A 7,299-nucleotide genomic window follows, 5' to 3' on the forward strand; every position below is an offset into this window, starting at 1 on the left:
ATGTAAAAATCAAAACCAATAACATAACTGTTCAAATGGCAAATAAATATATAAAAGGTTCGGAATGGCGTAAATGGGACTTACATGTTCATACTCCAAAATCGATTGTTCAGCATTATGGTGGTGACACACCTGAGGCATGGGAAAAATTCATTGATGACCTTGAAAAATTGCCAAATGAATATAAAGTAATCGGCATCAATGATTACATCTTTTTAGATGGGTATCGAAAAGTCTTGGAATACAAAGAAGCTGGAAGGCTCACGAACATCGATTTAATATTGCCGGTTATAGAATTGAGAGTAGATAAGTTCGCTTCAGTTGGCGATGAAGCATGGAAAAAAATTAATCTTCACGTTATATTCTCAAATGAAAATACCCCTGAAATAATCGAAGCACAGTTTTTAAGTGCAATTCAACATTCAATAAAAATTTCACCGGACATTGAAGGAGTTGACTTCAAGGGGGTGGCAACAAAAGAGGCACTGGCGCAAATTGGAAAACAAATTAAGGATACATCCACTGTAGAAATTAACGGCTCAGATTTAAAGGTCGGTTTTTGGAATATCTTTTTTGACTATAAAACTGTCATGGACATTACAAAGGGATTTTTTAAAGGAAGTTGTTTAACAGCTATCGGGAAATCAGAATGGGATACAATGCGGTGGGACGGTTCGGCCGTACTTAAAAAAAGTATTATTAATGATGCAAACTTTTCTTTTATTTCACTTGAAAAACCTAAGGATTATTCTAAACATATTGCCGCTTTAGATACTCAAAAGGTAAAAAGCATGCTATTGGATTGCAGCGATGCGCATAATTTTTCTGACACAACTGACAAGGATCGTATTGGCAATTCATTTACTTGGTTAAAATCAGATACTACATTTGAAGGTTTAAAACAGGTTTCCAATGATAAAGCTAGAATTTATATAGGAAGTAAACCTCCTCTATTAGAAAGATTCGAAGCGAACAAAACCAAATTCATAAAGTCATTAACAATTAATAAAGTTGATAATTCACCTTTAACAGAAACGTGGTTTGATAAATTTGAACTACCATTAAACCCTTCAATGGTTGCGATCATAGGGAATAAGGGCAACGGCAAAAGCGCAATCGCAGACTCAATAGGTCTTGTTGGAAATACTCCAAACTTTAATTTCTTTTCCTTTTTAAACGATCAGAAATTTCGCAAGAAGAAGCCCATTAATAAATCAGAGCATTATGAAGCGAGTATAAACTGGCAAGACGAAAGCTCTGACGTTAAGAGACTTAACCAAAATCCTGAAGCAACCAATGTAGAAAAAGTAAAATATATCCCACAAGGCTTTTTGGAAAGGTTATGTAATGAGGATGTGGATGATTTTGAAAAAGAACTAAGGCAAGTGATCTTTTCTCACTTATCAGAGGCAGAAAGGTTAGGGAAAGCGAATTTGAACGAATTAATAGAATATAAAACTGAGATTCTTAATGATGGAATTGAAGAACTGAAAAGGGAGATTGCGACAACCAATAAAATTCTGATTGAACTGGAGAAAAAGCAATCTGACGACTATCGAAAAGCAATTGATGAAAAATTGAAAGAAAAAGAAAATGAACTTAAGGCTCATGAACTTGCAAAACCTAATTCAGTAGATCCCCCTACTGACCCCACAGTACTGCAACAGAATAGATTAGTTTCCAATGAAATTGACGTAAAAAGAATGAAGCTTAAAGTGCTTGAGGAAGTTATAACAAATAAGCACTCCCAACTAAAAGTATTGGGACTTGATATTGCTGAATTAGAAAAAGCAAATCAAAGTGTTTCAGTTTTTGAGAATCAATTAGTCAGACTCAGAAACGAAATAATGCCCACGCTTTCAAGAAATAACTTGGCATTTGATGATGTGGTTACTATAAAAATAGATAAATCAAAAATTACATCACTAATAACTGAAAAAGACCAACAGGCAAAATTAATAGAATTAGATCTTGGTAATGGTTCAGAAAACGGATCCTTATTAGATAAAATAACCCTAAGCAATGAAATTAAGGAATTGCAGGATAAACTTGATGACCATTCAAAAAGGTATCAGAAATTTATTGACGATTTGAAGTCTTGGGAGGAAAAGCGATCCTCCCTAATAGGAGTTGCAGAAAAAGATGGAACAATAACTTTTTTCAAGTCTCAAATCGAGTACTTGGAAAATTCACTTTTAGCAGAAATAGAACGACATCGGGAAGAACGAATTGGAGCTGTGCAAAAACTTTTTACCAAAAAGGAAGAAACCATCACCTTATATAGATCATTGTTTAAACCCGTTTCTGACTTTATCAAAACATACGGTGACGTACTCGAAAATTACAGTATCAATCTAGATGTTGATTACAAAATAAACGGATTAACGGAAAAGTTTTTTGATCACATAAGTCTAGGCTCAAAAGGAAGTTTTATTGGAAATCCAACCGGCATTGAGCGACTTACCCACATCACAGTTAATCATGATTTAAAAACCGAAAATGGCATAGTCGGATTCCTAAACGAAATGATCGATAATCTTCATTTTGACAGAAGAGATGAATTCAAAGGTGAAAAACGAGATATTGAGAAACAATTGAAAAAAGGATACTCAGTATTAGACTTATATTCTTTTCTTTTCAATCTTGACTACCTAGAGCCAGAATATAAACTTAAATTGGGTGAAAAGAATATATCGGAACTTTCCCCAGGAGAAAGAGGCGCTTTGCTTCTGATCTTCTACTTAACGCTTGACCAAAATGACATCCCACTTATAATTGACCAACCTGAAGAAAATTTGGACAACCAGAGCGTATTTAAAATTCTTGTTCAATTTATTAAGGAAGCTAAGGACAAAAGGCAAATAATTATTGTAACGCACAATCCAAATATAGCGGTTGCATGCGATTCTGAGCAAATCGTTCACATTAACATAGATAAGCAAAATAAGAATGCTGTTCAGTTTATAAGTGGCTCTCTGGAAAATAAACTAATTAATGATGCTGTAATAGATATTTTAGAAGGAACATTCCCGGCATTGAATACAAGAACAAATACTTACAAGATAATTGAACGGCGTCAATAATATCGTCCATGAACTATTCTTCTATTAACATACAAGGTAATATCCTCAGTAGTGAGGTGCTGGAAAAAATCCGCACAGAGGATATTCGTTTTCAACAGGCAAAAGATTTTAATCTCGATCCGCATGCATCTGTACGTGATGAAATCAGCCTGGCCTGGTCTTTAGCACTGTCGCACTGGAAAGCATTCAAACAAAAACGGGAACAGCTTTCCGTCACCGATACCGGTACCACCGAAACACGTAACTATTGGATGAAACCCCTGATAGGTATTCTCGGTTACGAATTATCTGCGTCACAAGCCGAACTCATCAACGGTAAAACCTATGCCATCAGTTTCAGGGCAACCAATCTCGATCAATATCCGGTGCATTTTGTAGGCATCAACCAATCACTTGATGCAAGGGCCGAAACAGGCGGTCCACGACTCTCTCCGCATGCATTGGCACAGGAATACCTCAATAACCAGGAACACATGTATGCACTGGTGAGCAATGGTAAGTTTTTGCGGTTGCTGCGTGATGCTACCCGGCTCAGCCGACTTAGTTATCTGGAATTTAACCTGGAGCAAATGATGGAGGAAAGCCTCTATGCAGAGTTTGCGCTGTTGTATCGTGTGTTACATGCCAGCCGCATGCCGCAAACTTTGGATACCAGTAAAGATAGTATTCTGGAGTTTTATCACTTGGAAGCATTGGCATCGGGTTCACGTATACGAGAGCGGCTGAGTATTGCGGTAGAAACTTCCATTAAAGAGCTGGCGAATGGTTTTTTGCAAAGCAATGTAAACGAAAGTTTACGAACAGCAATTGCAGCCAATCAACTGAATGCACAAGATTACTATCTCTATAATCTTCGAATCATTTACAGGTTATTGTTTCTGATGGTGATTGAAGAACGGAAGCTTATTTATCCGGCCAACAGAGATGAACAACAGGAACAGCAGCGAACTATTTATTACAACTATTACAGCGTACAGCGTTTGTGCAGGCTGGTGGAGAAGACAGTGTATGTAGATCCCAAGAAAACAGATTTATGGCAATCGCTGGTTACCTGCTTTACTTTGTTTGAAAACAGTAAGTATGGAAAGCAACTTGGCATTGCTCCCTTAGGCTCAGGTTTATTTTCTTCTGATGTACTGGGTATTATGGGTGAACAGGTGCTGGACAACGATTCACTCCTGAAAGTACTACGCCATCTCGTAACGTTTGAAAGCGAAAACGGCCAACGGGTACGGGTAAATTATGCCGATCTGGATGTGGAAGAATTTGGTTCGGTATATGAAGGCTTGCTGGAATATGAACCGCAACTGCTGGAGCCGGCTACACAACCCCTGTTTATATTTAAAGCTGGTAACGAACGGAGCAGAAGCGGTAGCCATTATACACCGGAAGAGTTGGTAAAGCCATTAATACAACACTCACTTGACTACCTGATACACGATAAACTAAAAGAATCGAACCCCGAAGCAGGTTTGTTATCTTTAAAGGTTTGCGATGTGGCTTGCGGTAGTGGGCATATTTTATTATCGGCTGCAAGACGCATTGGGTTTGAACTGGCTAAGCTGCGTAGTAAAGAAGACCAACCCTCGCCAACAGTGTTGCGGCAAGCCATACGGGATGCAATTAATCATTGCATTTACGGTGTAGATAAAAACCCGTTGGCCGTAGAGTTGTGTAAGGTGGCCATGTGGCTAGAAGCACATAACCCAGGTGAGCCATTGAACTTTTTAGACCACCACATTAAATGTGGTGATGCCATTGTGGGTTTAGCCCATAAAGATGAACTGGAAAAAGGCATAGCGGATGAAGCGTTTAAAACATTACCTGGTGATGATAAGAACATAGCAACTTCTTTTTTAAAGCGCAACAAACAGGAACGCAAACAAATGGAACAAACAGCATTTGATTTTGATGGTGCTGCTAAAGCAGAATTGGAAGCAGTTATTGAACAATACAAACTCTTTAAAAACCTGCCCGAACGTACACCTGAAGAAATAGCGAATAAGGAAAAGCAATACCGACAGTATGAAAGCGATTACCACCGCATACGCATGAAACAACTGGCTGATGCACAGGTAGCCCAGTTCTTTATTCCAAAAATAGATGGCAACAAACCTTATTTGTTGACTGATGCAGAATACCGCAGCTTTTTACGCCAGGTAAACAAACATATGGGTGTATTGCAAAGCAATAAATTAGCCAAGGCGGAAACGGTTGCAAAAGAAAAACGATTCTTTCATTGGTTTTTGGAATTTCCGGAAGTGTTTAATGAAGGTGGTTTTGATTGCATATTGGGAAATCCACCCTACTTAGGGGGCACATTAATTAGCGGCGCATTTGAAAAGTCCTATTATGAGTATATAACTTTTAATTACAAAGGAGCCTCAAATAGATGTGATTTGTTAGGATATTTTCTTAGGAGGATATATTCAATAACAGGACAGAATAGGTATTTGTCTTTGATAGCGACCAACTCCATTTCTGAAGGTGACACAAGGCTTGGAGGCTTGGAAATCATATTAGCAGAAGAAGGCGTTATTAATTATGCTGCGAAGTCTATACGCTGGCCTGGGAAAGCTGCCGTAATCGTGTCATTAATTTCAGTTTTCAAAGGAAAGTTCATTGGAAGAAAATATTTGCATGATACTTTAGTCGGTGAGATAAATTCCTTTTTGGAAACAGGCATTAGTAAAGGCTCTCCTGAACCATTAGTTCAGAATGAGAACTTCGGTTTCAATGGTAGCTATGTTTTCGGTGACGGGTTTCTAATTGATCCGAAAATGGCAGAGAAGCTTATAACAGCAAACCCCGATAATAAAGAAGTTTTATTCCCTTATTTAAATGGTGATGATCTGAATAGTTCCTATTCGTTTGAAGCTAGCAGATGGGTAATTAATTTTTCAGACATGTCACTAGATATGGCTAAAAGATATCCTGACTGTTTTGAAATCGTTGACAATAAAGTGAAATCATTTAGGTTGTCAAAATCAAAAGATGTTGCTTCAGCACCTTGGTGGCAATTCTGGCGATTAAGAAAGGCCTTGTATTCAAAAATAAAAAGTTTGGAGCGAGTACTTATCCATACAAGAGTAACAAAAACCCATGGTTTTTCATTTATTCGCTCAAATATGGTTTTTTCAGATGCTACAGTTGTTATTGCACAAGAAAGAGGTTACATGCTCTGTTATCTACAAAGTTCCTTACATGAAGCATGGGCTTGGAAGTATAGTTCAAGGCTTAAGTCTGACAGAAGGTATTCAGTGGAGGATTGTTTTCAAACTTTCCCGTTTCCGAAAACGCCCATCCAACAACGAACTCAGCAGTTAGAAACAATCGGCGAAACTTATGACGGACACCGTCGCCAACTCATGCATGCTATCCGGTTGGGCCTTACAAAAACTTTCAATGCCTTTCATGCGCCGGAAATAAAGCTGGGTATTTCAACTTCAGTTTTGCAAGGCGTAGCTAAAAAGGTCATCGAAAAGCAATACGGCAAAGAGATTTGGAACCTGTGGAATCATTTGCAAAAAACAGAAGGTACTTGCAGCATGGAAGAAGCCATTGCCGGTATTGTTAAACTAAGAGAACTGCATGTTCAAATGGATAATGCGGTATTAGATGCCTATGGCTGGAGTGATATCCAGCTCCGCCACGATTTCTACAAAGTAGACTACCTTCCCGAAAACGACCGCATCCGCTTCACCATCCACCCAGATGCCCGCGAAGAAGTGCTCAAACGTTTACTCGAGCTTAACCATAAAATTCATGAAGAAGAAGTAAAGGCGGGGTTGTGGGATAAGAAGGGTAGAAAGAAGAAAGGGTATAAGGCAAATGACGAAGTAAGTAGGGTTGATGAGCCAGACAGTAGCTACGGAGGAATGTTTAAGCAGGAATAAACTTTTAAACCTAAACCATATGTCTTACAGTAAAGAATTTATTGATGCCTTACTGGCCGCCGGACCCGAGTATAGTAAGGAAAAAATACTTGATTTTAAGCCTTTACCCAACACTATTCCTACCAGGCAGTACAGCGATTTTATTTATGGAAGTGTATCAAACCCCGACAATCCGTTTCGTATTGAACCGTTTTGTAAGCTCCCCTTATTTTAGTGCCAGGGTTAATTAGAGTTTTCAAATGTAATTTTCTTTTTGTTATCCGCCGCTTTATCCACGACCGGCTGCGCTTCAATTTGTAAATGATTTCCGCTTGCCGGTG

Annotated in this window: 3 protein-coding genes; all 3 read left to right on the forward strand. The window is 38.4% G+C overall.

The features are described from left to right. The first annotated feature begins 35 nt into the window (after positions 1-35). From P2W73_RS25415 to P2W73_RS25425, 3 genes are read left to right on the forward strand one after another with little or no spacing between them, the layout of a single operon-like run. The gene (locus P2W73_RS25415; protein WP_276504921.1) at positions 36-3,083 is read left to right on the forward strand and encodes a TrlF family AAA-like ATPase; all 3,048 of its coding nucleotides are present in this window, start codon (positions 36-38) and stop codon (positions 3,081-3,083) included. A gap of 8 nt (positions 3,084-3,091) precedes the next feature. Continuing rightward, on the forward strand, positions 3,092-6,979 hold the full coding sequence (locus tag P2W73_RS25420) for an Eco57I restriction-modification methylase domain-containing protein (RefSeq protein ID WP_276504922.1): 3,888 nt from the start codon (positions 3,092-3,094) through the stop codon (positions 6,977-6,979). A gap of 19 nt (positions 6,980-6,998) precedes the next feature. After that, positions 6,999-7,193 carry a hypothetical protein gene (locus P2W73_RS25425; RefSeq protein ID WP_276504923.1) on the forward strand — a complete coding sequence of 65 codons (195 nt, stop codon included), beginning with the start codon at positions 6,999-7,001 and terminating at the stop codon, positions 7,191-7,193. Positions 7,194-7,299 lie beyond the last annotated feature (106 nt).

The organism is Terrimonas pollutisoli (assembly GCF_029360765.1).
In the GTDB taxonomy this organism is placed as follows: Bacteria; Bacteroidota; Bacteroidia; order Chitinophagales; family Chitinophagaceae; genus Terrimonas_B; species Terrimonas_B pollutisoli.